27 protein-coding genes are annotated in these 24032 nt (G+C 63.4%); 19 read left to right on the forward strand and 8 right to left on the reverse strand.

Going from position 1 to position 24032, the window contains the following annotated elements:
- Positions 1–117 precede the first annotated feature (117 nt).
- Entirely contained in the window at positions 118–678 is a 561-nt protein-coding gene (locus QZ964_RS04870; protein WP_292529354.1) for a hypothetical protein, read from the forward strand.
- Between the two features lie 15 nt (positions 679–693).
- Here the strand turns inward: QZ964_RS04870 and ppk2 are convergent, their stop codons facing one another.
- Positions 694–1695, reverse strand: coding sequence for a polyphosphate kinase 2 (gene ppk2 / locus QZ964_RS04875; RefSeq protein WP_292529356.1), 1002 nt, complete (start codon positions 1693–1695; stop codon positions 694–696).
- 245 nt (positions 1696–1940) lie between these two features.
- Here ppk2 and QZ964_RS04880 point away from each other — a divergent pair, with 245 nt between their 5' ends.
- The 14 genes from QZ964_RS04880 (at position 1941) to QZ964_RS04945 (ending at position 15301) form a co-directional block, all read left to right on the forward strand.
- Positions 1941–3848: a SurA N-terminal domain-containing protein gene (locus QZ964_RS04880; RefSeq protein ID WP_292529359.1), complete on the forward strand. Its 1908-nt coding sequence runs from the start codon at positions 1941–1943 to the stop codon at positions 3846–3848.
- On the forward strand, positions 3845–5374 hold the full coding sequence (gene trpE / locus QZ964_RS04885) for an anthranilate synthase component I (RefSeq protein ID WP_292529362.1): 1530 nt from the start codon (positions 3845–3847) through the stop codon (positions 5372–5374). The genes QZ964_RS04880 and trpE overlap by 4 nt, the downstream gene beginning before the upstream one ends.
- Positions 5375–5422: 48 nt before the next feature.
- Positions 5423–5929, forward strand: coding sequence for a DUF6163 family protein (locus QZ964_RS04890; protein ID WP_292529366.1), 507 nt, complete (start codon positions 5423–5425; stop codon positions 5927–5929).
- Positions 5930–6128: 199 nt separating this feature from the next.
- Positions 6129–6638, forward strand: a complete 510-nt coding sequence (locus QZ964_RS04895) for a winged helix DNA-binding protein (protein ID WP_292529369.1) — start codon at positions 6129–6131, stop codon at positions 6636–6638.
- 279 nt (positions 6639–6917) lie between these two features.
- Positions 6918–8030, forward strand: a complete 1113-nt coding sequence (locus QZ964_RS04900; RefSeq protein ID WP_292529372.1) for a site-2 protease family protein — start codon at positions 6918–6920, stop codon at positions 8028–8030.
- A gap of 71 nt (positions 8031–8101) precedes the next feature.
- Complete coding sequence (locus QZ964_RS04905; protein ID WP_292529375.1) at positions 8102–8716, forward strand: aminodeoxychorismate/anthranilate synthase component II; 615 nt, start codon at positions 8102–8104, stop codon at positions 8714–8716.
- Positions 8717–8783: 67 nt separating this feature from the next.
- On the forward strand, positions 8784–9806 hold the full coding sequence (trpD, locus tag QZ964_RS04910) for an anthranilate phosphoribosyltransferase (protein WP_292529447.1): 1023 nt from the start codon (positions 8784–8786) through the stop codon (positions 9804–9806).
- A gap of 117 nt (positions 9807–9923) precedes the next feature.
- Positions 9924–10763, forward strand: coding sequence for an indole-3-glycerol phosphate synthase TrpC (gene trpC / locus QZ964_RS04915; RefSeq protein WP_292529378.1), 840 nt, complete (start codon positions 9924–9926; stop codon positions 10761–10763).
- A gap of 1 nt (position 10764) precedes the next feature.
- The gene (gene moaC, locus QZ964_RS04920; RefSeq protein ID WP_292529381.1) at positions 10765–11244 is read left to right on the forward strand and encodes a cyclic pyranopterin monophosphate synthase MoaC; all 480 of its coding nucleotides are present in this window, start codon (positions 10765–10767) and stop codon (positions 11242–11244) included.
- Positions 11245–11311: 67 nt separating this feature from the next.
- The gene (locus QZ964_RS04925; RefSeq protein WP_292529384.1) at positions 11312–12268 is read left to right on the forward strand and encodes a hypothetical protein; all 957 of its coding nucleotides are present in this window, start codon (positions 11312–11314) and stop codon (positions 12266–12268) included.
- The gene (locus QZ964_RS04930) at positions 12265–12450 is read left to right on the forward strand and encodes a hypothetical protein (protein WP_292529387.1); all 186 of its coding nucleotides are present in this window, start codon (positions 12265–12267) and stop codon (positions 12448–12450) included. Before QZ964_RS04925 ends, QZ964_RS04930 begins: the two co-directional genes overlap by 4 nt.
- Positions 12451–12458: 8 nt before the next feature.
- The gene (gene glp, locus QZ964_RS04935; RefSeq protein WP_292529389.1) at positions 12459–13661 is read left to right on the forward strand and encodes a gephyrin-like molybdotransferase Glp; all 1203 of its coding nucleotides are present in this window, start codon (positions 12459–12461) and stop codon (positions 13659–13661) included.
- Positions 13662–13673: 12 nt separating this feature from the next.
- A complete protein-coding gene (locus QZ964_RS04940; RefSeq protein ID WP_292529450.1) occupies positions 13674–14444 on the forward strand; it encodes a phosphatidylserine decarboxylase in 771 nt (256 codons plus the stop codon).
- Positions 14445–14452: 8 nt separating this feature from the next.
- Positions 14453–15301, forward strand: coding sequence for a phosphatidylcholine/phosphatidylserine synthase (locus QZ964_RS04945; protein WP_292529392.1), 849 nt, complete (start codon positions 14453–14455; stop codon positions 15299–15301).
- Positions 15302–15304: 3 nt separating this feature from the next.
- Here the strand turns inward: QZ964_RS04945 and QZ964_RS04950 are convergent, their stop codons facing one another.
- The 3 genes from QZ964_RS04950 to QZ964_RS04960 all read right to left on the reverse strand — a co-directional run bounded on the left by QZ964_RS04950 (position 15305) and on the right by QZ964_RS04960 (position 17110).
- Complete coding sequence (locus tag QZ964_RS04950) at positions 15305–15658, reverse strand: type II toxin-antitoxin system VapC family toxin (protein ID WP_292529453.1); 354 nt, start codon at positions 15656–15658, stop codon at positions 15305–15307.
- Between the two features lie 14 nt (positions 15659–15672).
- Entirely contained in the window at positions 15673–15903 is a 231-nt protein-coding gene (locus QZ964_RS04955; RefSeq protein WP_292529395.1) for an AbrB/MazE/SpoVT family DNA-binding domain-containing protein, read from the reverse strand.
- A 61-nt stretch (positions 15904–15964) separates the two neighbouring features.
- On the reverse strand, positions 15965–17110 hold the full coding sequence (locus QZ964_RS04960) for an alpha/beta hydrolase (protein ID WP_292529398.1): 1146 nt from the start codon (positions 17108–17110) through the stop codon (positions 15965–15967).
- Positions 17111–17396: 286 nt separating this feature from the next.
- Here QZ964_RS04960 and pqqB point away from each other — a divergent pair, with 286 nt between their 5' ends.
- The 3 genes from pqqB to pqqE are packed head-to-tail and all read left to right on the forward strand — an operon-like array spanning position 17397 to position 20558.
- Positions 17397–18326, forward strand: coding sequence for a pyrroloquinoline quinone biosynthesis protein PqqB (pqqB, locus tag QZ964_RS04965; protein WP_292529456.1), 930 nt, complete (start codon positions 17397–17399; stop codon positions 18324–18326).
- The gene (gene pqqC, locus QZ964_RS04970) at positions 18323–19093 is read left to right on the forward strand and encodes a pyrroloquinoline-quinone synthase PqqC (RefSeq protein ID WP_292529400.1); all 771 of its coding nucleotides are present in this window, start codon (positions 18323–18325) and stop codon (positions 19091–19093) included. Before pqqB ends, pqqC begins: the two co-directional genes overlap by 4 nt.
- Positions 19086–20558, forward strand: a complete 1473-nt coding sequence (gene pqqE, locus QZ964_RS04975; RefSeq protein WP_292529403.1) for a pyrroloquinoline quinone biosynthesis protein PqqE — start codon at positions 19086–19088, stop codon at positions 20556–20558. The genes pqqC and pqqE overlap by 8 nt, the downstream gene beginning before the upstream one ends.
- A 25-nt stretch (positions 20559–20583) precedes the next feature.
- Here pqqE and QZ964_RS04980 read toward each other — a convergent pair whose 3' ends face one another.
- Positions 20584–21054, reverse strand: coding sequence for a cupin domain-containing protein (locus tag QZ964_RS04980; RefSeq protein ID WP_292529406.1), 471 nt, complete (start codon positions 21052–21054; stop codon positions 20584–20586).
- A gap of 167 nt (positions 21055–21221) precedes the next feature.
- On the opposite strand from QZ964_RS04980, the gene QZ964_RS04985 reads away from it, so the two are divergent.
- Positions 21222–21626: a flagellar export protein FliJ gene (locus tag QZ964_RS04985; RefSeq protein WP_292529409.1), complete on the forward strand. Its 405-nt coding sequence runs from the start codon at positions 21222–21224 to the stop codon at positions 21624–21626.
- Positions 21627–21699: 73 nt separating this feature from the next.
- On the opposite strand, the gene QZ964_RS04990 is transcribed toward QZ964_RS04985, so the two are convergent.
- The 3 genes from QZ964_RS04990 to QZ964_RS05000 are packed head-to-tail and all read right to left on the reverse strand — an operon-like array spanning position 21700 to position 24024.
- Positions 21700–22293 carry a hypothetical protein gene (locus QZ964_RS04990; protein WP_292529411.1) on the reverse strand — a complete coding sequence of 198 codons (594 nt, stop codon included), beginning with the start codon at positions 22291–22293 and terminating at the stop codon, positions 21700–21702.
- A complete protein-coding gene (locus tag QZ964_RS04995) occupies positions 22284–23123 on the reverse strand; it encodes a DUF692 domain-containing protein (protein WP_292529414.1) in 840 nt (279 codons plus the stop codon). The genes QZ964_RS04990 and QZ964_RS04995 overlap by 10 nt, the downstream gene beginning before the upstream one ends.
- Complete coding sequence (locus tag QZ964_RS05000; RefSeq protein ID WP_292529417.1) at positions 23107–24024, reverse strand: TIGR04222 domain-containing membrane protein; 918 nt, start codon at positions 24022–24024, stop codon at positions 23107–23109. The genes QZ964_RS04995 and QZ964_RS05000 overlap by 17 nt, the downstream gene beginning before the upstream one ends.
- Between the last annotated feature and the right edge of the window lie 8 nt (positions 24025–24032).

The following is a 24032-nucleotide window of genomic DNA, read 5'->3' on the forward strand; positions in this document are numbered from 1 at the left end:
GGCGAGCCGCGCCGCATCGTCGAGCCGCACGCTTGAATTTACGTAGCGCGGCTCTTATCCATCAAACAAGCGCGCATCGTGCTCGCCGGATAACTCGCTTTTCAAGGAGACGCGGCGATGACGACTGATGCGGAACGGCGCCAAGTGCGCGAGGTCGTGGGCGTGTTCAACGACGCCGATACGCTTCAAGACGCCATAGACGAGTTGATGTCGTCGGGCTTCGATCGCGCGGAGATCAGTCTGCTCGCCAGCGAGGAGGCCGTCGACGAGAAACTCGGGCACAAATACAAGAAGGTCACCGAACTCGAAGACCAGAACGCGGCGCCGCGCACGCATTATGTGTCGGTGGAGTCGATCGGCGATGCGGAAGGCGGCGTGATTGGGGGCTTGGTATATGTCGGCGCCGGCGCGGCGATCAGCGCCATTTTCGCGTCAGGCGGCGCCCTGGCCACTGTGATCGCAGGCGCGCTGCTTGCGGGAGGAAGCGCCGGCGTGCTCGGCGCGGCGTTGGCGAGGCTGATCGGCGAACGTCACGCGAAACACCTCGAAGAACAGCTGCGCCACGGCGGCTTGCTCCTCTGGGTGCGGACCTGGGACGCCGAGCGCGAACGGAAAGCGAAAGAGATTTTGGCGCGGCACTCCGGGCGGGACGTTCACGCGCATGTGGTGGCGGCCTGAGGGTCCGCCTAGACTCTAGCGCTTGCGCTTCTTCTCGACATCCATCGCAAGCGACTTGCCCAAAATGTGCTCGTCGCGCCCGATGACATGGGCGCTGGAGCCGACGATGAGCGGATCCGGCCCGTGCACGACGCCGTGCTCCTTGTTCGGATAATCGAGGCTTGACAAAAAGTGCTGCATGCAGTTGAGGCGGGCGCGCTTCTTGTCGTCCGATTTGATGACGATCCAGGGCGCGTCGGCGGTGTCGGTGAAGAAGAACATCGCCTCCTTCGCCTCGGTGTAATCGTCCCATTTATTCATCGATGCGCGATCAATCGGCGACAGCTTCCATTGTTTTAATGGATCGTTCATTCGCGACCGGAAACGACGCTCCTGCTCTTCGCGCGTCACCGAGAACCAATATTTGTAGAGATGAACGCCGGAATTGACGAACATGCGCTCAAGGTCGGGACATTGGCGCATGAAGTCGAGATATTCGTTCGGCTTGCAGAAATTCATTACGCGCTCGACGCCAGCGCGGTTGTACCAGGAGCGGTCGAAGAAAACGATCTCTCCGGCCGCCGGCAGGTGCTGGATGTAGCGCTGGAAATACCACTGGGTCCGCTCGCGCTCCGATGGCTTCTCCAGGGCGACGACCCGGGCGCCGCGCGGATTGAGATGCTCCATGAAACGCTTGATCGTGCCGCCCTTGCCGGCCGCGTCACGCCCTTCGAACAGCATGACGATGCACTGACCCGTCTCCTTCACCCAGTTTTGCGCTTTCAGGAGCTCCACCTGGAGGAGCTCCATGTGCTTCAGATAGACCTTTTCGCTCAGGCGCGTCTTGTAGGGAAATTCGCCCGATTCAAACGCCTTGCGGATCGCCTCGGAGTCGGCGCGCAGACGGCGGATATCCTGGTGCAGCGCATGGGCGCGCGCCTCATGTTCGACCCCGCGAATGACCGCGGCCCCCTCCTCGATTTTCGGCGCCGCAGCCGCTGAGCCGGCTTCGGCGACGGGGTCCACGGTCTCGTCCATTGTCTCGACTCCCCTCTTCGGCGCAAGCGCGGCCTGGCGCTCTCCGGATTTTAGGAGCGCAGGCGCTGCTTCAGGTGCGCGGCGACACTGCAAGCTTTAGAAATTCAAAAGCAATAGCGCATATCGCCGCGTCGGCGGTCCGGTCGCGGCGCGGCGCGGCGCATTGCAACGCGCGCGCCCGCTCCCTATAGTCCGCCGCCAAAAGCCGGAGAGCCGGCTCGAACGCACCCAAGGAAGCATTCCTCATGTTAGAAGGCCTGCGCGTCGCTTCGCAGAACTGGATCGGCCGCGCCATTATGGCGCTGGTGATGGGCGTTATCGTGGTCAGTTTCGCGATCTGGGGCGTCGGAGACGTTTTTCGCGGCATGACGTCACAACGGCTCGCCCGCGTCGGCGGCGGCGAAGTCTCCGTCGAAGCCTACCGCGCCGCTTATCAAAACGAGCTTCGACGCATTCAACAGCGGATGCGGCGCGCGATCACCAACGAGGAAGCGCATCAGTCGGGCCTGGACCTGCAGATTTTGGAGCGTCTGGTCACCGAAGTCGCGCTGGATCAAAAAGCGCATCAACTCGGACTGGCGGTCAGCGACGACACCGCCCAGCGCCTGCTCGCGTCTGAAAAAGCGTTCCAGGGCCCGGATGGCAAATTCGACGCCGCGCGCTTCAAGCAGATCGCCAATGACGCCGGCTTCAGCGAGCGCGGCTTCCTCGCCGATCAGAAAAACGCCTATTTGCGCAAGATGGTCACGGATGTCGTCGTCGCCGGCGTCGAGCCGCCTAAACTCATGATCGAAGCGATCCACCGCTTCCGCAATGAATCACGAACGATCGACTACGTCATTCTGCCGCCGTCCCTGGTCGCCGCAGCAGCCGCGCCGTCCGACGAGGAACTCAAAAAATATTTCGGCGAGCGGGAGCAGACCTTCCGCGCCAAGGAATATCGCAAACTGACGACGCTGGTCGTCAGCCCGGCCGCGATCGGCAAGCCGGAAAGCGTTTCCGCTGAGGACGCGCGCAAGTTTTACGACGAAGTGAAGTCGAAGCGCTATGGAACCCCGGAAAAACGCGACGTGCGGCAAATCGTGTTCAAGACCGACAAGGAAGCTGAAGAGGCGCTCGGCAGGCTGAGAGCCGGCGCCGATTTTGAAGCGCTGGCGGCGGAGCTAAAATTCAATTCCAAGGACGTCAATCTGGGACTGGTCGAGCAACGCGATTTCGGCGATCCCAGGGTCGGGGCGGCCGTTTTCGCGCTCCCCCAGCCGGGACTGACCGAGCCGGTCCATACGGCCTTTGGCGCCGTCGTGTCGCAAGTCAAAAGCATCACCCCCGCCGTCTACGCCAAGACCTTCGAACAGGCGGAGCCGGAACTTCGCGCTGAAATCGCCGCGCAGCGCGCGACGCCCGAAGTGCGCAAGCTCCACGAGGCCATCGAAGATCAGCGCGCCTCCGGCAAGACGCTGGCCGAAGCCGCGAGCGGCGTGGGACTGGAGACGAAGGTCTATGACGGCGTCGACGACGCCGGCAATGATCGCAGCGGCAAGCCGATCGCAAGCCTTCCGGCGGGTCCGGACCTCGTTAAGGCCGCCTTCGCGTCGGACATCGGCGTCGACAACGACACCGTCGCGACCCGGGACGGCGGCTATGTCTGGTATGAGGTCAACGGCATCGAGCCTGCGCGGCAAAAAACTTTCGATGAGGTGAAGGAGGCGGTCGCCGAGGCGATGCGCAGCGAAGCGGCGCAAAAGGCGCTCGCCGCCAAAGCCGAAGATATTGTCGCCAAGCTGGCCGCCGGCCAGCCGATCGAAGACCTCGCCAAGCAGCTCGGCGTTCAGGCGCAGCGCGCCAATGACGTGAAGCGCGAGGCGCGTCCGGACTTCACCTCGAACGTGATCGTTCAATTCTTCGACGTCGCGCCGCGCAACGCCGGCTCCGTCGTCGTCGATAATGGACGACTGGTGTTTTTCGTGCGCGACGCAACGACCCCTGTTTTCGATCCTAATTCAATCGAATCGAAGACGATCGCTCAGCAATTGCAGCCGGCGTTGCATAACGACCTGCTGGAGCAATATGTCGGCGGTCTGGAGAAGGCGCTCGGCGTCGACATCAACCAACGGGCGCTCGTAGCCGCGACCGGAGCGGAACGCGACAGGTGAACGGCCCGCTGTTCGAGCCCGACTTCGACGCCTTTGGGTCCGATTACGACGCCGGTCGGCCGCAGCTGGTCGTAACGCGCCTCGTCGCCGATCTCGAAACGCCGGTCTCGGCCTATCTCAAGCTCAAGCACAATCGGCGCGGCGCCGCTTTTCTGCTGGAATCCGTCGAAGGCGGCGCCGCCCGCGGGCGGTATTCGATGATCGGCCTCGACCCCGACGTGATCTTTCGCGTTGTCGGCGACAGGGCGGAAATCAATCGCGCCGCGCTCGATGGCGCGAACGCGTTTACGCCTTGCGAGGGGCCGCCGCTTGTTGCGTTGCGTCAGCTCATCGCCCTGTCCGCCGTGCCCCAGGCCGCCGGCCTGCCGCCGATGGCCGCGGGCGTGTTTGGCTATCTCGGCTACGATATGGTGCGCCAGACGGAGCGCCTCGCGCCGGCAAAGGCAGATAAGATCGGCGTCCCCGACGCCCTGTTCGTGCGTCCGACTTTGATGATCGTCTTCGACACGGTCCGCGACGAAATCTCTATTGTCACGCCTGTCCGGCCGAATTCCGGCGTTGCGGCGAAGCCGGCCTATGAAGCGGCGCTCGCGCGTCTCGACAAAGTCGTCGCGACGCTGGAGGCGCCGCTGGAGCATCGCGACGGCGGGACGGACGCGCAGCTTCTCACTCAGGAGCCGGTCTCGAACACTTCACATTCGCGCTTCCTTGAAATGGTCGAGCGCGCCAAGGAATACATTCGCGCCGGCGACATCTTTCAGGTCGTGCTGTCGCAGCGCTTCACCGCGCCTTTCGCTTTGCCCGCCTTTGCGCTCTATCGCGCGCTCAGGCGTGTCAACCCGGCGCCTTTTCTTTGCTTTCTCGATTTCGGGGAATTCCAGATCGTTTGTTCGAGCCCCGAAATCCTCGTACGGGTCGCCGACGGCAAAGTGACGATTCGTCCGATCGCCGGCACGCGCTGGCGCAGCGAGGTCAAGGCCGAGGACGAACGTCTCGCCTCAGATCTCCTCGCCGACGAAAAGGAATGCGCCGAACATCTGATGCTGCTCGATCTCGGCCGCAATGATGTGGGTCGCGTCGCTAAGACGGGAACGGTGCGCGTCACCGACAGTTTCACGATCGAACGCTACAGTCATGTGATGCACATCGTCTCTAATGTCGAAGGAGAACTTGATGCGCGCCATGATTGCATTGACGCGCTCGCCGCAGGTTTTCCTGCCGGCACCGTCTCCGGCGCGCCGAAAGTGCGCGCGATGGAAATCATCGACGAGCTCGAGACCGACAAGCGTGGAATCTATGGCGGTTGTATCGGCTATTTCGGCGCCGGCGGACAAATGGACACCTGCATCGTGTTGCGCACGGCGATCGTGAAGGATGGCAAGATGCATGTGCAGGCCGGCGCTGGCGTCGTCTACGACAGCGAGCCTGAATACGAACACCGCGAATGCGTCAACAAGGCGAAAGCGCTGTTTCGCGCCGCCGAGGAAGCGGTTCGCTTCGCAACACGCCCGCGGCGGAGCCAATAGCGATTCCGGAATCGCGCGCGGACAGCAAAAAGGGCGGCGGCGTATCTCATGGACGGCCCGACGATCTACGACGACGGCGATGATCCTTCCCGCGCGATCCGCGTCGGCGAGCCCAATGGCGTCGACGCCGCAAAATGGGGAGTCCTGCTCTCGCGCTTCATGCGCATCATCGCCTTCTTTTGGCTGGTGCAGGGCTTGATGCAGTGGCGGATCATTCTCGCCGCTGATCGTTCCATTTTCGAAACCATGCCTCAGAGCGCTGCCTTCGCCGTTATCTTTTTTGCGGTGCTCGATTTGATCGCCGGCGTCGGCTTGTGGCTGGCGACGCCGTGGGGCGGCGTGTTGTGGCTGCTGGTTGCGAGCGCGCAGATTTTTCTCACGCTCAGCATGCCGAGTTTCTTCATCGGCGGCTATTGGCTGATCGGCGTCGACGCCGTGCTGATCGCCATGTATTTCGGCCTGACCTTCGAGGCCGGGCGCGACGTCGAGGCGCAGCGGATGCGCGAACGGCGCCGCCGCCGCAGATTCGACAGAAAGCCGCCAAAACCTTCATGAACGACAAGGTTTGTTAGAGGCGCGTTACCGTAAATTGAACGTTTAAGTTCATTTCTCATTCACCGCAACGCGGCTCTGTCGCGGTAAACGCGCGATTCAGGCTGTTGCTTAAACCGCTTTTCACCCGCCTCGACCTAATTTGATCTCATCGAACGCCGATCAAGAGATGCCAGACGCATCCGCCCTGATGGAGAAGACGATGAGCGCCGTGACCAAGACCGCCCCCCAGGCCCGCGAGGATCGCGTCAGCGAGATCCGGCCAGTTTATCTCGAAGCGCTGACGCTGGTCGAACGCCTCCATCGCCGATTGCTCGACGTCGTCAAGGACGAATTCGATCGCCGGGATCTTGGCGACGTCAACTCGGTGCAGGCGCTGCTGCTCTATAATATCGGCGACAAGGAACTGACTGCGAGCGAGTTGCGCACGCGCGGCTATTATCTCGGGTCCAATGTTTCCTACAACGTCAAGAAGCTTGTCGAGACGGGTTATATGCATTACGCCCGCTCGCGCCTCGACCGCCGCTCGGTGCGCATCAGCTTGACCCCGAAGGGCAAGCAAATTCACGACATCGTCGCCCAGCTTTATGAAAAGCACGCGCTGACCGTTGAGCAGATCGGCGGCGTGTCCTGCGACGAGTTCCGCAGCCTTAACGCCTCGCTTTCGCGGCTGGAGCGTTTTTGGACCGATCAGGTCCGCTATCGGCTCTGACCCGGTCTCGCGCCTCTTCTCGTCTTTCGCCTGCTCTCTCGTCTCTCGCCGGCAAGCGCCTCAGGGCCGCTTCGCTGGCGTTTTTCGATTACGCCCGCGCCCCAAAGTCCGGCTGGCGACATTGCAGAATCCGGCTTTTCGCGACGAGCGCGCTCTAGGCTATTAAGTTCGATCACATGACCCGCATTGAGGCGATTCCGCCCAAATGGAGCGTGATCTGGCGCAACCCGCCTCTCAGACCTATCTTAACGGCTGTCAACCACGACCCAGGATGCTCAAATGCGATGGTCCGTCACGATCGGCTCCTTTAAGGGAACCGCCGTGCGCATTCACGTCACTTTCCTGCTGCTGTTGGGCTGGATCGGCTTTGCGGCTTACCAGCGCGGCGGCGCCGTCGCGGCGCGCGACAGCATTTTGTTCATCGTCGCGATTTTCGTCTGCGTCGTGCTGCATGAGTTCGGCCACATATTGACCGCGCGTCGCTATGGAATCGTCTCGCCGGTGATTACGCTGTTGCCGATCGGCGGCGTGGCCGACATGGATCGGATGCCCGAAAAGCCCGGACAGGAGCTGCTGATCGCGCTCGCGGGTCCGGCCGTCAATCTCGTCATCGCGATTGCGCTGATCGCTTTTCTCGGCGCCGTAGATGTTTCCGACGCGATCCAGATCGGCGATCCTTCCGTCAATCTTTTGAAGCGCTTGGCGGCAGTGAATGTTTTCTTGGCGGCGTTCAATTTGATCCCCGCCTTCCCGATGGACGGCGGTCGCGTGCTGCGCGCCGCCCTGTCGATCTGGATAGGCAAGGGCCGCGCGACGCGCATTGCCGCCCAGATCGGTCAGGGATTTGCTTTTCTACTGGGTTTTCTGGGACTGTTCGGCAATCCGCTGCTGCTGTTCATCGCGATTTTCGTCTATATCGCGGCTGCGGGCGAGGCGCAGATGACCACGATGTCCGAGGCGGCGCGCGGACTGAAGGCCGCCGACGCGATGGAGACCCGCATCGCCGTGATTGACCGCGGCTCGACCGTGCGGGAAGCGATCGACATCCTTCTGGCCACTTCTCAGGACGAATTCCCGGTCGTCGACGCCGCGCGGCGGCTGAGCGGCTTCCTGTCCCGCGCCAACATCATCGAAGCCTTGCGCGATTCCGATCCCGGCGCGCCGATCGCGCCCTTCGTTCGCCAGGAGCCGGCGACGATCGGCGTCGGCGACACCGTCGACGCTGCATTGCCCAGTCTCACCGGGGGAGATGTGATCGGGGTCCTCGATGGGGATGGTCGGTTCCTGGGTCTTCTCACCCGCCAATCGCTCACCGAGATCATGATGATCAAAGACGTTCGGCCGGACTGGCGCTTCTCGCCGCGCGACGACAGCCCTCGGACGGTTGCCTAAGCCCCGCCGGCGGCCTATGCACTCCTTAAACCCGCGCCAGCCCCACGCTAGGAGCGCCGGACCGTAGCCAAATGTCCAACGTCACGCTCATCGACAATTACGACAGCTTCACCTTCAACCTGGTCCATTATTTCGGCCAGTTGGGCGCGAACGTCACAGTGCACCGAAACGATGCGGTGTCGGTCGCCGAAGTGCTCGCCGGAGGACCCGACGCGATTGTGCTGTCGCCGGGCCCCTGCACGCCGCATGAAGCCGGCATCTGCATGGAGCTGATTTCGGCCGCCGCCGAGACCGTGCCGATTTTCGGGGTTTGCCTCGGCCACCAGTCAATCGGAGAGGTGTTTGGCGGCGACGTCATTCGCGCGCCCTTGCCGATCCATGGCAAGATGGCGACGATCCTGCACCACGGCGACGCTGTGTTTCGCGGCATCGAAGGGCCGTTTCAAGCGACGCGCTATCATTCGCTGATCGTTAGTCGCGACACCCTGCCCGACAGCCTGCGGATCACGGCCGAGACCCCGGACGGCCTCATCATGGCGCTGTCGCATAAGACGCTGCCCACGCATGGCGTGCAGTTCCATCCCGAGAGCATCACCTCTCAGCACGGCCACAAAATTTTGCAGAATTTCCTCGACCTTGCGCGGGAATGGAACGAAGGGCCGCGGCGCCGCGAGAAGGCGGCGTGACGCTTGTTTGCGCCGCGCCGCGTCGGCTTACGAGCCTGCGCTTGGCATTTCCTCGCCTTGCCTGCCGATGAGTGAGGGCTTCAAATCCTACATCGCCGCTCTCGCCTCCGGCGCGCCGCTCGCGCGCGACGAGGCAAAAGCAGCGTTTTCCCTGATTTTCCGGGGCGAAGCGACGCCGGCGCAGCTTGGCGCCTTTCTCATGGGCCTGAGACTGCGCGGCGAGACGATTGACGAAATCATCGGGGCGGCGCAGGCCATGCGCGCGGCCATGACGCCGGTCGAAGCGCCGCCGGGCGCGATCGACATCGTCGGAACCGGCGGCGACGGCGCCGGCACCTACAATATTTCCACGCTGGCCGCGATCATCGCCGCAGCCTCCGGCGCGATCGTCGCGAAACATGGCGGAAAAGCCGCTTCGTCGCTGTCGGGCGCCTCCGACGTTCTCGGCGAACTCGGCGTCAAGGTCGGAATTTCTCCAAGCGCCGCCGCCGCCTCGCTGCGAGACGCTGGCATCTGCTTCATGGCCGCGACCACGCATCATCCGGCGATGCGCCACGCTGCAGCGGTCAGAAGCGAACTGGGCGTGCGCACGATCTTCAATCTGCTCGGTCCGCTGTGCAACCCGGCGCGGGTTGAGCGGCAAACGATCGGAGTCTTCTCCCGCGACTGGCTCGAACCCTTGGCGGGCGCGCTCCGGGAACTCGGCGCCACGCGCGTCTGGCTGCTGCATGGCGGCGACGGACTAGACGAAGCGACGACGACCGGCGTGACTCATGTCGTCGCGCTCGAAGACGGCAAAATCCGGGCCTTTGACTTCTCGCCGGAAGACGCTGGATTGCCGCGCGCCACGACACAGGCGCTCGTCGGCGGCGATGCGGTGCATAACGCCAGAGCGCTTCGCAGCGTTCTCGAAGGCGAGAAGAACGCCTATCGTGACATCGCCGCGCTCAACGCCGGGGTAGCGCTGGTCGTCTCGGGGCGGGCGGCAAATTTGCGCGAGGGGGTCGCGCTCGCCGAGGCGGCGCTCGATTCCGGCGCGGCGCGGGATAAGCTCGACGCGCTGATCCGTTGCTCCAACAGAGAGAACTGATCGCCATCCGATCGGGATAGGATTGCGGCCGTTTATCGGCTATTCATAGCGAGCCGGCAATTGACGGAACGAATTCGAGCGAGGCGGCCGCGGTCCGACTTCGCCGCAGGCGAGCAAATGACCGACATCTTACGCAAAATTGAAGCTTATAAGCGCACCGAGATTTCCGAGGCCAAAGTGCGCATGCCATTGGCGACGCTCGAGCGCAACGTGCGTGACCATGATCCGCCGCGCGGCTTCGTCCATGCGATCGAGCAAAAACTGAACGAGCGCCGCATCGCGCTCGTCGCCGAAATCAAAAAGGCGAGTCCGTCCAAAGGGATCATTCGGCCGGACTTCGATCCGCCGAAACTGGCGCGCGCTTATGAAGCAGCCGGGGCGACATGTCTATCAGTGCTGACCGATACGCCTTCGTTCAAAGGCAGGCTCGAAGATCTTGAAGCCGCGCGAAAGGCGACGCATCTGCCGGCGCTGCGAAAGGATTTCATGTTCGATCCCTATCAGGTCTATGAAGCGCGCGCTTACGGCGCCGACTGCATTCTCATCATCATGGCCGCCGTCGATGACGACGAGGCGAAGGCGCTGAACACCGCCGCGCATGATCTGCGCATCGACGTGCTCGTCGAAGTGCATGATGAGCGCGAGCTTGATCGCGCTTTGGCGCTGGAGACGCGCCTCATCGGAATCAACAATCGCAATCTCCACGACTTCAACGTGTCGCTCGAAGTGAGCGAGAAGCTCGCCGAGAAAATTCCGCGCGACAAAATCATTGTCGCGGAAAGCGGCATCGAGACGCATGACGACTGCCTGCGCCTCGAAAAGTCGCATATCTTCGCCTTCCTCGTCGGCGAAAGCCTGATGCGCAAGCATGACGTCGAAGCGGCCACGCGCGAACTGCTGCATGGCGCTCAAGCGAATCATAACACGGGCGCGCATAAATCTCCCGCCGGCGCGTGACATGAGCGCGCTCACTCACATCGGCACCGCCGGAGAAGCGCATATGGTCGACGTGTCGGCAAAGCCCGAAGCGTTGCGCGTGGCGCGTGCGCGCGGCCAGGTGACGATGGCGCGCGAAACCTTGCAACTCGCCGTCGACGGTCAGGCCAAGAAAGGCGACGTCTTCGGCGTCGCGCGCATCGCGGGAATCATGGCGGCGAAGAAGACGAGCGAGCTTATCCCGCTCTGCCATCCTCTCGCCTTGTCGAGCGTCTCGGTCGAGATCACGCCCGACGATGCGCTGCCGGGTCTGCGCGTGCTTGCCGAAGCATCGGTCACCGGCAAGACCGGCGTCGAGATGGAGGCGCTCACGGCCGTCTCGGTCGCCTGTCTGACGATCTACGACATGCTGAAGGCCGTCGATCGCGGCATGCGGATTGAAGGCGTCGAACTTGTCGAAAAGCGCGGCGGCAAGTCCGGCGACTGGCGCCGCGACGAATAGTTCGACTTGGGCCGCACAGCTCGATATCGTAACAATTCGACATATTTAATGATTGGCGGAGGCCGCCATGCGGCGCTTTTTTTTCTCTCTCGCGTTGCTGTTGTTGGCGAGCATGCCTGCGATCGCCGATCGGGCGAGCGAATGCCGGCGCCGGTGCGGCGACGACGCAGCCTGCTACCGGCGCTGCATGGGCTATTCCTTTCATCATTATGGCCGCCCGGGTTCCTATTGGGGCTACCCCTCGACTGGGGGCGGCCAGCCGCGCGCCTATCGCCGCGCGCCATCGGTCAAGGCGCCGAGCGCTCCGGATGCTTCGGAACCGGGCGGCGGCGGCGGCGGCCCCGCCGAAAAGCCCTCCATCCTCGGCACGGCCTATGACTTTCTTTACGCGCCGGGCGCCGAGACGGACGGCTATGGCCTCTATTCCTATGTCATCCTGCCTCGACCCGGCGAACGCGCCGTCGCGTTTTCGCGTGAACTCGTGGGTCGCTTTCCCGCAGCCTCGGACGTTACGGAGTCGAAGCAGCGGATCAATATTCTCTACCTGCCGACCAAGGCGGGCGCGCGCGGGCAAGCCGCGTTCCCCGCCGACGCCGGGCCGGCGTTGGTCCAAGCGTTTCTTGACAAGAACTATGATTTCGCCATGGCGCAGGGCTTGCTGTTCCATTTGTGCGACAAGCCGGCGCCGGCGGTCGCGCAGCTTTGCGCGAATGATCTTTCCGGCGGTCCCTATCTGCTCACTTACGCGACCAAGGTCAGCGATCTTTCGCCCCTACCGCCGCCGTTTTTGTTCGTCGATCTGACCAATGTGCGTCCGCGCGCCTTTTCGCGCTTCGTCGCCGCATACGCCGCGCAGGTGAAGCGGCCGGACTTCTCGGACGGCGCGCGTCTTGGCGACTTCCGTCTCCAGCTCCTCAATATCATCCTGACCGCCGCCGATTGGGTGCAGCCCGTCCGCGCGGCGGTGGCGGACATCGCGCATTTCGCCGAGGCCAAGAAGAGCGACGGGGAGGCGCCGAAATGAAATTGTCCCTTCCTCGGGTCGTCGCCGTTTTTTTATTGGCGATCGCTCTTGGCGCGGCGTTCTCCTTCACTTATCCCGACGTCGACATTGACGCGACGCTTGCGACCGTGATCGTGCTGGTCGCGCTCGCGGTCGAAAGCCTCGCAGCGTTCATCTATCGACACGTCGCGAACCGAGGATAAGATTTCGCGTGGATAAGCTGCTTTCGGTTTCGGAGGCTCTCGCGCGCGTGCTCGCTGGCGCTGCGCGCCTTGGCGCAGAATCGGCGCCACTCGCGCAGGCGCGGGGCCGCACGCTGGCCGCCGATCTCGTCGCGCAGCGCACTCAGCCGCCGGTCGCCGTCTCGGCCATGGACGGCTTTGCGCTGCGCGCCGCTGATCTTGCCGCCGGCCCACTGCGCATCGTCGGCGAAAGCGCCGCAGGCGGCGGCTACGGCGCGGCGCTCAACACGGGCGAAGCCGTGCGCATTTTCACCGGCGCGCCTGTTCCCACCGGCGCCGACGCGATATTGCTGCAAGAGGACGCCAGCGTCGCCGTCGGCGTGCTGACCGCGAGCGCCCCGCCCGGCCCGCATATCCGGGCGGCCGGCCTCGATTTTCGCGAAGGCGCGGTCGCGCTCTCCGCCGGGACCCGCCTCGGCCCGGCCGAACTCGCGCTCGCTGGGGCGATGAACCATGCCGCAGTTCCCGTCGCGCGCCGCCCGCGCGTCGCGATCTTAGCGTCCGGCGACGAACTCGTCCCGCCGGGCGCCGAACCCGGTCCCTCGCAAATCATTTCCTGCAACAATCTGGCGGTCGCCGCGATCGCCGAAGACGCCGGCGCCGAGGTCGTCGATCTCGGCATTTTCCGTGACGATCTCGCCGAACTCGAACGCGGCATCGGACTTGCCCGCGAGGCGCGCGCCGACGTTCTCGTCACGCTCGGCGGCGCATCGGTCGGCGACCATGATCTGTTGCGGCCGGCGCTGTCGCGCCAGGGCATGTCGCTCGACTTCTGGAAGATTGCGATGCGGCCGGGCAAACCCCTGATTCACGGGACGCTCGGCGAATCGCGAATCCTCGGCCTTCCCGGCAATCCGGTCGCGGCTTTTGTCTGCGCGCTGGCGTTCCTGGCGCCGCTGCTACGCGCCCTGCAGGGCGATGCCGACGCCGGCGCCGACCGGACCGAACTGGCGCTTGCAGGGTGCGACCTTCCCGCCAACAAAGGACGGCGGGACTATATGCGGGCGCGGCTCGCCACCGACGAAAACGGAGCGCTCGTCGCCACGCCGCAACCGCTGCAGGATTCGTCGTTGCTCACTGAGTTGGTCCAATCCCAGGCGCTGCTGATCCGGGAGCCCGGCGCGCCGGCGGCGGCGAAAGGCGACCCCTGCCGCATCCTTCGGTTGCCTTGACCGAGTCCGCACATTCGTGACTCTGGCGCCGCAACATGGCAAAGGAAACGCGCGCTCGCCGATGCGCCACGAAAGCAGGCCTGCATGTCGATCATCGATTCCGTCCGCAAATCGCTCGTTCCGATCCATCCGGAAGGCTATGTTTTCATCGCCGGTTTCGCGGTCGCCGCTTTCCTGCTCGACTGGCTGTCGCCGACGCTCGGCTGGATCGGCTTCATCGCCACCGCCTGGTGCGCCTATTTTTTCCGCGATCCACAGCGCATCACGCCGCTTCGAGACGGGCTCGTCGTCTCGCCCGCCGATGGCGTCGTCAGCGCGGTCGGCTTCTATCTGCCGCCGGCCGAACTCGGTCTCGGGGCCGAGCCGATGCAGCGCATTTCTGTATTCATGAGCGTTTTCGACGTGCATGTGAATCGCGCGCCGATCACCGGCCGTATCTCGCGGATCGCATACAAGCCGGGCCTGTTCCTCAACGCCGACCTCGACAAGGCGAGCGAAGATAATGAACGCAGCGGCATGGTCATCGACGCGCCATCCGGGCGTTTCGGCGTGGTGCAGATCGCAGGCCTGGTGGCGCGCCGCATCGTCGGATTCGTCAAGGAAGGCGAACAGATCGGCGTCGGCGACCGTTTCGGCCTTATTCGTTTCGGCTCGCGCGTCGACGTCTATATGCCGTCATCAGCGCGACCGATGGTGGCGGTAGGCTCGCGGGCGATCGCCGGAGAGACCATTCTCGCCGACATGACCGCAGGCGCCGCCGCGCTCACCTTCAAGGCGGGTTAGGTAAAGACATGGCCGATCCGTTCTTCTCCGGGCGCGACTCGCAAGAGGGATCGCTGACGCCCTCGGAACGCCGTCGGCTGCGTTTCCGCAATATTCCGTTGCGCATCGTTCTGCCCAACCTCGTCACGCTGCTCGCGCTGTCAATGGGGCTGACCGCGATCCGTTACGGAATAGAAGGACGGTTCGAGACTGCCGTCACCGCGGTGATGGCTGCGGCGGTGCTCGATGGACTGGACGGGCGCCTTGCGCGCGCCCTCAAAGGTACCTCGCGCTTCGGCGCCGAACTCGACTCGCTTTCGGATTTCGTCGATTTCGGCGTCGCGCCCGGCCTTCTCCTTTATCTGTGGACGCTGCAGGAAATCAAAGGGCTTGGCTGGTTTGCCGTGCTCGTCTTCGCTATCGCCTGCGCGCTGCGCCTCGCGCGCTTCAATGTGGCGATCGACGACCCGACGAAGCCCGCCTGGCAGGCGGAATTCTTCGTCGGCATGCCGGCGCCCGCCGGCGCGGTGACGGTGCTATTGCCGCTCTACCTGCATTTCTCCGTCCTGGAACTGCCGGCCTCGAAGGCGATGACGCCTTTCTACATCGTCTACGTGCTGGGAATCGCCTTCCTGATGGCGAGCCGCATTCCGCATTTTTCGGGCAAGCGCATCGGCCGCATACCGCGCGATCTGGTCATTCCCGTGCTTTTCGGCGTCGGCGTGACGGCGCTGCTGCTCGCGATCTATCCGATGGAGCTGCTAGCCGTTTTGAGCGTCGCCTTTCTGGCGGCCATTCCGCTCAGCGTGCGGCGCTACAACCGGCTCGCGAAAGCCGAGGCGGAAAAGCCGGCGCCGACAGAGGCGCCGCAGGCGTAGTCGCTATAGTTTGGTCTTCGCGACATAGAGGACGCCTGGCAAGTTTTTGAAGTGCGCGTCGCAAGTCAGAACACCTGCGTCGTGTTCCAGCGATGTGGCGTAGACGATAGCATCAGCAGTGGCCAGACGATGTTTGGAGCATAGTTCTGCAGCCGTGAGCGCGATTTTTGTATTGAGCGGCGCCACTACACAAAGTTGAGTGAAGGCGATCACCTGGTCCGCCCTTTCTTCATCTGCCTCGCGGCTCATCCATTTAAAGAGCTCAAGCTGAACTATCGTAGGAACAAGCCAGTCGTCCCGCGAGGGAATCGCAGACCCCAGCGCCTTTCCCGTGGGCGACGCGATAAGCCATTCGATTCAAGCCGAGGTATCTACGAGACGCACCAAAAACGGTCTTTACGATCGCGGTAGTTCTCTGGTTTTGCGCCCTTCGCGATCCCTGCCAGTTGATCTCGCTCAGGCACGGGAACAAGCAGAACTCCAGATCCCTTCGGGATGAAGGCGAACTCCTGACCGGCCTTCCATTTGCGCGCTTCGCGAACCGCTTTTGGGATCGAGATCTGAAATTTTGCGGAAAGAGTGGCGGTGTCCGACATTTTCATACCGAAATCAGATCGATGGTAGCTTCGTAAGAAAATAGTGGAAGATCAACAAAAAGCAACCTCACCGCGCGGCAAGGGGCGCCAGCGGCTGGGTCTCGACCTTCTGACTGGGAGCAGCGGGCGCGGCTTCAGACGCGGCCGCTGTCCCGCGCGCATCAATCACCGCCTGCGTCTCGGCCTCGGCCGGCCGCGGCGCCGTCAATTGCGCGCCGATCGTTCGCACCACGTCGGGCGCTTCGGCGAATGCGCCATGGCCGACGAAGTCGGTCGAGAAGGATGAAATATCGTGAACGGCGACGCCAAGCCGATCGAGTTCCGCCTTGTCTTCGGGATTGGTTGGATTCATCGCCCCGAGACGCTGACGGTCGCCGGCGATGCGCGACGAGAGCGACAACGCGCGATCGTTGTTGGCGACGAAGATCGACACGTGGCGCGGATCGAGGCGCGCGACTTGTTGCCGGAATACATTGAGATCAATGTCCGGAGCGGCCAACATGACCTCGCCGAGTTTCCCGTCGAGATCGCGATGGCCGGATTGGGCGACTCCGCGCAGCGTCTCCATCGTCAGCCAAGCGCCCATCGAATGGGCGAGCACATGAATGCGTCCGACGCCGGGCGTGTGCGACAGTTCCACGATGAGCCTTTCGAGCGCGTCGCGCGAAACCGTCGCCGCTTCCTTGTCGGACTCGTAGTTGAACAGCCCGCCCCGGGAATTCCAAACAAAGAGGGCGGGAACGCCGGAAAAACGTCCGTCGGCGACGATCTGCGCCAGCCGATAGCGCGCGTCATCGGCGCTGGTGTTGAAGCCATGCACGTAAAGCAGCACGTCGCGAGAATTACCGACGCGGCCAGACACATGCGAAGCGACCTCGCCGTAAAATTCCGGCTCGTCCATGTTGCGCTTCGACATCACTGTGAAATGCCGCCGCCGATCGGCGCCGCCGAAGCTTGGACGCTCGACGCTTCCAGCGCGATGATTGAGCGGAACGCCAATCGACGTCAGCGAAAAATGCGCGCGGCCGTCATCCGCCGCGCCTTCCGACCGGCGGGTTGAAGCAACAAAAATGGCGACATTCGCCGGCTCGCCCTGCGGCCCCGCGACAAGAGAAACGGCGTTGCCGACATGGCCGTCGACCATGCGCATGCCGTCCGACACGCAGCCGGCAAGCGACGCCGCGACCAAGAGCGCGCAAAAGCGCGTTAACATGTGCATCCCAAAGTTGCGCAAATTGGTTGGCTCGATCCGGCGCCTGTCCGGGGACATCGGCGCGCTTCGACTGAGGCGGCTCGCCTCTCCGCCTTCCGTTCTGACGAAAGAAAGCGACCAAAGCGGGGCGAGACGCCCGCCGCAATAGGGAAAAAGTCTCGACATTTCATGAAGACCGCGCAAATCGGTCGCACTTGCGCGATTGCTGGCCGCCTGCGCATAGTGCCAAGAAAATAACGTTAGGGAGACCCGACGTAGCGGCGCGCTCGCTATGTTGAAAACGCCAATGCGGATCAAGGTCTTGGGGTCGGGTGCCGGCGGCGGCTTCCCGCAATGGAACTGCAACTGCGCCAATTGCCGGGCGGTCCGCGCTGGAACGCCGGGATATGCGCCGCGCACCCAGTCGTCATTGGCGGTCAGCGCCAATGGCGCCGACTGGCTTCTGCTCAACGCTTCGCCCGATTTACGCCAGCAAATCGCAGCTGCGCCCGAGCTCGCGCCCGGCGCTGATGACGGCTTGCGCGCGAGCCCGATCAAGGCGGTGGCGCTGACCAATGGCGACGTCGATCACGTCGCGGGCCTTCTCAACATGCGCGAAGCGCAGCCGTTCAGCCTTTACGCCGCGGGACGCGTTCTCGATGCGCTCGGCGTCAATCCGATTTTCACAATACTGCAGACGCAGCTCGTGCCGCGCATCGAACTTCGGATGGACGAAGCGGTCGCAATAAGAGGCGCCGGCCTCGATCTGGGGCTCGCCATCCGCGCCTTTCCGGTTCCGGGCAAGATTGCGCTCTACCTTGAGAACGCCAACGCGCCGAACTTCGGCACAAGCGCAGGCGACACGCTCGGGCTGGAGATCATCGAAGCGGCAACCGGAGACTCATTCTTTTACATTCCCGGCTGCGCAAGTATCGACGCGCCGCTCGCCGACCGTCTGCGCGGCGCCAAGCTTGTCTTCTTCGACGGAACGCTGTTCCACGAGAACGAGATGATCGAGCAGGGTCTGCTGGGCAAGACCGGTTCGCGCATGGGCCATATCAACGTCAGCGGCGCCGACGGCTCCATCGCCGCCTTCGCGCCGCTCGACGTGACGCGCAAAATCTACGTGCACATCAACAATTCGAATCCGCTTCTCAACGAGTTCTCGGACGAATATTCGATCGCGCAAGCGGCCGGCTGGGAAGTCGGCGAGGATGGGATGGAGGTCAAGCTGTGAACGAGATCGTAGCCATCGATTGGCGCGAGGCGGCGCCGCTCCCCCGCGACGCATTTGAAGCCGCGATCCGCGCAGTCGGAGCCGAGCGCTATCACGACAAGCATGAATTTCATAAGCTGCTGCACGGCGGCAAGCTCAAGAAGGAGCAGGTCGCCGCCTGGGCGCTCAACCGCTACTGTTACCAGGAGGCGGTGCCACGGAAGGACGCCGCCTTCATGAGCCGCGTCCACGACCGCGAGCTGCGCCGCGAATGGATCCATCGCATCCACGATCATGACGGCCTCGGCGACGAAGGCGGCGGCATCGAGCGCTGGCTGGTGCTGACCAACGCGTTGGGCTTCTCGCGCGATTACGTCACCTCTCGTCGGGGCGCCCTGCCCGCAACCAAATTCGCGGTCGAAGCCTATGTCCGCTTCGTCGTCGAGCAGCCGCTCACGGTCGCGGTGGCGTCTTCGCTGACCGAGCTCTTCGCGCCGTCGATCCATCGAGAACGCATCGCCGGAATGCTCGAAAACTACGATTTCGTCGACGACCGCGTTATGGCCTATTTCAAGCGCCGCCTGAGCCAGGCGCCGCGCGATTCCGAATTTGCGCTGGGCTTCGTGCTCGATAACGCCAAATCCCGCGCCGAGCAGGAGGCCTGCGTCGGCGCGGTGCGGTTCAAATGCGACGTCTTGTGGGCGCAGCTTGACGCATTACATCACGCCTACGTCACGCCCGGGCTGATCCCGCCCGGCGCATGGCGGCCAGGAGAAGCAAATGTCTGAGGCGCGCGTCGCGCGGTTCGTGATCGGCCCGGACTCGCGTCCGGCCTTCACGCGCTATGCGCGGCTGCACGAAGACCGCGCGCGATCGCGAACGGTCATTCTCGCGCCTGAGCGCGCGTATGAACTCGATCCGATCGGACTCATTGTCCTGCGCGCGATCGACGGCGCGACGCGCCTCGCCGATCTCTGCGCGCGGCTTGCGCAGCAATATGCCGCGCCGCTCGACGTCATTACGCGAGACGTCACCGCGCTTCTGCAAGGGCTCGCCGACAAGCGGCTGCTGCGTGACGGACCGGACGAATTTGCGCCGCCGCCACCTTCCGCCTTCGCCTCTTCAATTACGCCGTCCGCAGGCGGGCCGGCTGGACTGCTCGCGGAACTCACCCATCGCTGTCCGCTGCAATGTCCCTATTGCTCAAATCCGCTCGAACTCGAGCGATCGAATGCGGAGCTCACCGCTGACGAATGGGGCGAGACGTTTCGCCAGGCGGCGTCGATCGGCGCATTGCAGCTGCATCTTTCCGGCGGCGAACCCACTGCGCGACGCGATCTTGAAGAGATACTCGTTCACGCAGTCGACGCCGGGCTCTACACCAATCTCGTCACCTCCGCCGTGCTGCTGACGCGCGAACGATTGCAGCGACTTGCCGAGATCGGCCTCGATCATGTGCAGGTCTCTATCCAGGACGTCGTCGCCGAGAGCGCGGACCGCATCTCAGGCTTTCAAGGCGGCGTCGCCAAGAAGCGCGACGTTGCGCGATGGACACGCGAATTCGGCATGGGATTGACGATCAACGCGCCGATGCACCGTCAGAACATCGCGCATCTGCCGCAGATCATCGATTTCGCCGTCGAGGTCGACGCGCAGCGCATCGAGATCGCGCACATCCAATATTACGCCTGGGCGCAGGTGAACCGCGCTGCGCTGATTCCGACGCGCGAAACCTTTATGGAAACGGTCGGAATTGTCGACGAGGCGAAGAAGCGTCTCGCCGGCGTTCTCAACTTCGATTTCGTTATTCACGATCATTACGCCAAGCGGCCGAAAGCATGCACGGGCGGCTGGGGCCGGTCGATCATGGCGGTGACGCCATCAGGCAAGGCCCTGCCCTGCCACGCCGCGCAAACTTTACCGGGACTGACATTCGACGATGTGCGCGAGCGACCGCTCGCCGACACCTGGCGAAACGGCTCGGCCTTCAACGCCTTCCGCGGCACGGAGTGGATGAAGGAGCCCTGTCGTTCTTGCGAGCGTCGCGAGATCGATTTCGGCGGGTGCCGCTGTCAGGCGTTCGCGATCGTCGGCGACGTTGCGGCGACCGATCCTGCCTGTCATCTTTCCCCGGACCATGCGCGCTTCGCCGCTTACGCGGAAGTCGAATCGCATGCCCCGGCTCCCGACTTCATCTACCGCCGCTATGGCGGCGCCGCGGCGTCAACGGCGCGCGCCAAGGAGCCCGCGTAGCGTTAGAGCTGGAGCGGGCGCAGCGTTACCGCTGAGCCGCCCGAGGATCGTCTCGCGGATCAAGATAGGTGATATTCCACGGGCCGATGCCCGTCACTTGAATCACCGTATTGTCGTCGAAACTTACCCAGTGGCCGACCTCCGCGGGCGTCGCCGCAAAGCCGCCGGCGCCAAGAGTCTTTTCGGCGTTTGCCTCAAGCTTATTTCCCTGACCGTAACGAACCGCGCCGGACAGGACCGTCATCGTTTCCATCCCGTTGTGCTTATGCGGCCCAATTTTATATCCCTTCGGCGCGCGCATCCGCAGGATGTAGGGCCCGCCTCCCATCGGATCGCCGAACAGCATCGCCACTTCGGCGCCTCTCGGCAGTTCTGGCGGACCCGCCTTCCATTCGAGTCTGTCTTGCGAATAGACGAAGCCTGGAGCCTCGCCGAGGGCATTTGACGCTGCGAGGCTTATGGCCGCGCTCGCAACGATTGCAGCAAGAATCCGCATAGTTTGCGCCTCCAAAGCGCGCCCCTCGCTTGAGATAGGGCGCAGAATGAAGCCCGCGAAAAAAATTGCGCCCGGTAACTAAGGAGCAACTTCCGCGAGGCATATTAAGGCCCGTCTCGCGGAGTTAAGAATTTGTTTCGCATAAGTCGCGTAGCGGAGTTTGTCGCATGAAATCGCGGGATACGCTTGTCCGTCTCAAACGGTTCCAGGCCGAGGAAAAACGCCGTCGCGTCGTCCAGCTCAACGCGATGATCGCCGAATTCACGCGGGTGGCCAATGAGCTTGAACGCGAAATCGGCCAGGAAGAGCGGCGCGCCAACATCAGCGACCTCAACCATTTCGCCTATCCGACCTATGCGCGCGCGGCGCGCACAAGGCGCGACAACATTCTCGCGTCAATCGCCGAACTGCGGGGGCAACTCGATGAGGCCGAGGCGCAGTTCAAAGAGGCAAGCGAAGATCACGCCAAGGCGCAAAGCCAGGAGGCGCGCGATCGCGGCGCCGAGCGCATGATCGACGTCGTCGCCGATCGGCGCCACGTCGAAATGCCCGACGCGTTTCGTCGCGCCTAGCCACACGCTCTAAACTTTCAAGATCAATCACATTATTCGCCTTTTGGACGGTTTCGCCCAAGGGCGGCGTGATCTAAGGCGGCGCAATCTGGCGCGGGAAGAGTCGCCAGCGCAGCCTGCCGCGCGGCAGTCGCGCCCAGACGCCGACGGCGCCCCGACGAATAGCGCTGACGTCTTCGTCTTTGGCGAGGGAGTTTGCGATTGAGGCGATGTCGAACTCGAATCGCCTAAAAAATAGCGCCGGGCCGGAACGCCCCGCCTCGACGAACGCAAGTTCGAAACGCGCGAGATCGACGATCCAAACTGGCGCCAGATCGCGCTGCGCGATGCGTCGCTCAAGAAGCGCGACAAGCGCTGCAGCGTCTGCGCGGAGCTTTCCGTCGCTCGCGCGCCCGCGGATCGCCTCCCACAGAAGCGCGTCGAATCGATCGCCCAATGCGCGCGCCGTGAGCGGCAGCGCCTTGCGCGCGTAAAGCGTGCGCTTGCCGATCAGACTCCGCGCAAAAGCTTCCGTTTCGCACCGATCGAGCGCGGCGAGACGCTGCGTGTCGTACACGCTCAAACCGAACCGAGTCGCTACGGCGAGCGGCGCCTCGAAGTATTCGCGGCGCAGTTCTTCCTCCGTGAAAAGGCGCGCCAGCAGCGCCTGGGTTTCGGCTAACGCCATCGTCGATTTTCCACGAGCGTTGCGCGCGCCCGCGCCGCTTCGTCGATGAGTTCTAAGAACGGCGGCATGTTTTCGTCGCGCTCAAGAACGACGCCCCTGACCGGCGCGCGCGCCACGACGCGATCGTAGAGCGTCCAGACCGCTTCGCTCGTCGCAGCGTCATGGCTGTCGATCAGCAGCCCGTTGCGCGCGCGGCCGCCGGCGTAGTGAATTTGCACGAGCCTGTCCCATGGCCAGCAATTAAAATCCCTTTCGAGATCGAAGCTGAAATTGGTCGCATTCACATGCAGGTTGGCGACGTCGCAGAGCCAGCCGCACCCTGTCGCTTCCAGCGTGCGCGACAAAAATTCAGCTTCGTCCATTTCGCCGCCCGGAATACGCACGACCGTCGTGACGTTTTCCAGGATCAGCGGCGTCTTTATGCGCCTTCTCACATAATCGACATTGCGCGCGACTGCGTCGATCGCCTCCCGCGTGTAGGGCAGCGAAGCGAGATGGCCGATGCGCACGCCGCCGGCGCGGGTGAAGCAAAGATGCTCGCTCCACCAGGGCGGATCGATGCGTTCGATCAGCGCGGCGATTTTGTCGAGATAGCGCGGATCGACGCCGTCTGCGCTGCCGATCGAGAGATCGAGACCATGCGCGACGAGCGGGAAGTGCGATCTTAGAAGGTCGAGTTCGTCGAGCTTCTCTCGCGTTGCGTCGAGATAATGGTCGGCGACAATCTCAAGAAAATCGATCCGGTCTCGATGAGCGAAGAGATCGGCCCGAAACTCCGGGCGATAGCCGATTCCGGAACCTAGCGCTGGCGCGTCAATCGCCGCCACCATTCGCTCCGCCATCGCCGCAACTGCCGCTGCAGCTCATCCCGCAATTGGCGCCCTGGCTTTGGGAGCTGCGGCTGAAGGTTTCGGCGAACATCGCCTCCGTCGTGCCCTTGAGCGGCGAGAATCCATAAAGGCCGATAAGAAACAGCGCGGCACCATGGAACGCGCGCGCCTCCGGCCCCGGCGAGCCGATGTGCGCGACCGCCTCTTTCAAGCGCCCGCCATAGGCGAGTCGCATCGCTTCGAGATAGGCGTGGCCGCGACGGCTTGCATGCGTTCTGGTCATCACATAGGCGAGCGCGAAAAGCGCGGCGACGGAAGCGGCGGCGAGAAAGATGAGATAGGCGAGGTTCGCAGGACCCTTCGACCATTCGACAACGATCTTCGCAAGCGCCACGCCGACGATGATCAGCGTTCCGCCGATCTGCGCGCGCCGGCGCCAGATTTTCACCGACTGAGGTTTGATCAGATCCTCCGCCGCGAGTTTGGCGCGGATCGGCGCGAGCTGCTCGAGCAGCGGCCGCCGCAGGCTGCGATCTTCAAACAGCGCATGCGCCTTCGGCTTCGCCTGCGCGGCTTCAAGCAGTAGCGTCTCCATCGCGTTGAGGTCGCCCGGTTGCGGCTGGTTTTCGGTGGGGATCACGTGATCCTCAGGCGCAAGGGCGACAAAGCCGCGCTGAGCAAGATCGTAAATCAAGGTTCGGATGACCTGATTGACGCCGCCCTGCAGGAAGGCGACTTCCATTGCATCCGGGTTTTGCGGCACAGGCGGCGGCGGGCGGCGATCCGTGCGATCCGCGAGGCGGATGCAGAGATAGACGGCAGCGAGCACGCCAATGACGACGAGCCCGAAGACGTTGAGGAACTCCGGGCCGGGAAGATCGAGGATCGCTAAATTTTGCATGCCGCCGC

The organism is Methylocystis sp. (assembly GCF_021731785.1).
In the GTDB taxonomy this organism is placed as follows: domain Bacteria; phylum Pseudomonadota; class Alphaproteobacteria; order Rhizobiales; family Beijerinckiaceae; genus Methylocystis.

Coding starts and splice junctions, on each gene's coding strand:
- QZ964_RS04900 (WP_292529372.1), top strand. CDS start 6,918: ATGCGATGGTCCGTCACGATCGGCTCCTTTAAGGGAACCGCCGTGCGC.
- QZ964_RS04890 (WP_292529366.1), top strand. CDS start 5,423: ATGGACGGCCCGACGATCTACGACGACGGCGATGATCCTTCCCGCGCG.
- QZ964_RS04955 (WP_292529395.1), bottom strand. CDS start 15,903: ATGAAAATGTCGGACACCGCCACTCTTTCCGCAAAATTTCAGATCTCG.
- QZ964_RS04980 (WP_292529406.1), bottom strand. CDS start 21,054: ATGCGGATTCTTGCTGCAATCGTTGCGAGCGCGGCCATAAGCCTCGCA.
- QZ964_RS04895 (WP_292529369.1), top strand. CDS start 6,129: ATGAGCGCCGTGACCAAGACCGCCCCCCAGGCCCGCGAGGATCGCGTC.
- QZ964_RS04960 (WP_292529398.1), bottom strand. CDS start 17,110: ATGTTAACGCGCTTTTGCGCGCTCTTGGTCGCGGCGTCGCTTGCCGGC.
- QZ964_RS04880 (WP_292529359.1), top strand. CDS start 1,941: ATGTTAGAAGGCCTGCGCGTCGCTTCGCAGAACTGGATCGGCCGCGCC.
- QZ964_RS04985 (WP_292529409.1), top strand. CDS start 21,222: ATGAAATCGCGGGATACGCTTGTCCGTCTCAAACGGTTCCAGGCCGAG.
- trpC (WP_292529378.1), top strand. CDS start 9,924: ATGACCGACATCTTACGCAAAATTGAAGCTTATAAGCGCACCGAGATT.
- QZ964_RS04905 (WP_292529375.1), top strand. CDS start 8,102: ATGTCCAACGTCACGCTCATCGACAATTACGACAGCTTCACCTTCAAC.
- QZ964_RS04930 (WP_292529387.1), top strand. CDS start 12,265: ATGAAATTGTCCCTTCCTCGGGTCGTCGCCGTTTTTTTATTGGCGATC.
- QZ964_RS04870 (WP_292529354.1), top strand. CDS start 118: ATGACGACTGATGCGGAACGGCGCCAAGTGCGCGAGGTCGTGGGCGTG.
- trpD (WP_292529447.1), top strand. CDS start 8,784: ATGAGTGAGGGCTTCAAATCCTACATCGCCGCTCTCGCCTCCGGCGCG.
- QZ964_RS04990 (WP_292529411.1), bottom strand. CDS start 22,293: ATGGCGTTAGCCGAAACCCAGGCGCTGCTGGCGCGCCTTTTCACGGAG.
- pqqE (WP_292529403.1), top strand. CDS start 19,086: ATGTCTGAGGCGCGCGTCGCGCGGTTCGTGATCGGCCCGGACTCGCGT.
- pqqB (WP_292529456.1), top strand. CDS start 17,397: ATGCGGATCAAGGTCTTGGGGTCGGGTGCCGGCGGCGGCTTCCCGCAA.
- QZ964_RS04945 (WP_292529392.1), top strand. CDS start 14,453: ATGGCCGATCCGTTCTTCTCCGGGCGCGACTCGCAAGAGGGATCGCTG.
- QZ964_RS04995 (WP_292529414.1), bottom strand. CDS start 23,123: ATGGTGGCGGCGATTGACGCGCCAGCGCTAGGTTCCGGAATCGGCTAT.
- QZ964_RS05000 (WP_292529417.1), bottom strand. CDS start 24,024: ATGCAAAATTTAGCGATCCTCGATCTTCCCGGCCCGGAGTTCCTCAAC.
- moaC (WP_292529381.1), top strand. CDS start 10,765: ATGAGCGCGCTCACTCACATCGGCACCGCCGGAGAAGCGCATATGGTC.
- QZ964_RS04925 (WP_292529384.1), top strand. CDS start 11,312: ATGCGGCGCTTTTTTTTCTCTCTCGCGTTGCTGTTGTTGGCGAGCATG.
- ppk2 (WP_292529356.1), bottom strand. CDS start 1,695: ATGGACGAGACCGTGGACCCCGTCGCCGAAGCCGGCTCAGCGGCTGCG.